The 555-nt window shown below is 45.6% G+C and carries 1 protein-coding gene; it reads right to left on the bottom strand.

What is annotated here, in order from left to right; translation table 11 throughout:
• Window positions 1-356 precede the first annotated feature (356 nt).
• Entirely contained in the window at window positions 357-551 is a 195-nt protein-coding gene (locus tag ACNOHI_RS25400) for a family 20 glycosylhydrolase (RefSeq protein WP_420477502.1), read from the bottom strand.
• Window positions 552-555 lie beyond the last annotated feature (4 nt).

Genomic DNA, 555 nt, shown 5'->3' with positions numbered 1-555 from the left:
AGCTCAGTGCCCTGACTGTCTGCTCCAAAAACAGCGCCATCAGCAGGAGTCTTTAGTGTCCCATTGTACAATTGCCACGCCAGGGGATCAGCATACAGCGCCTCCCGGCCGTACCGGTGCACCTTCTTTAATATATATCCCTCTTTAAACTGATAAACGGACTGTGCGCTAACAGCCCCTGTAATAAAAAACAACAACAGGCAACTAAAAAGCCTGGATACCCGGAACTTTATATACATATTTCTTAAGCTGACAGCTGTAATTAGCCATTAGCAACAATAATTCAGACATCTGTAAACCATTGATCGTCTCCATAATACGCTGCAACCCGCAACATCTTGATACTTGATACTAAGCTACGGCGTATCCACTACCGGCCCGTAATGCACCCTCCACAAATCGTATCTCTTAATCTGCGCCCGTAATCTGGGTTCAAAATCAGTCCAGTCCCTCGACTGCTTAGGGCTCCACAACACCTCACTCAAGGCACTTATTCGTGGAAATATCTGGTATTGTACCTTGGTCGGATATTTAATATATTCCGTCCACACATTC

This window comes from Noviherbaspirillum sp. ST9 (genome assembly GCF_048799745.1).
Classification (GTDB): Bacteria; Pseudomonadota; Gammaproteobacteria; order Burkholderiales; family Burkholderiaceae_D; genus Noviherbaspirillum.
This window is presented reverse-complemented; position numbering and strand designations above follow the sequence as displayed.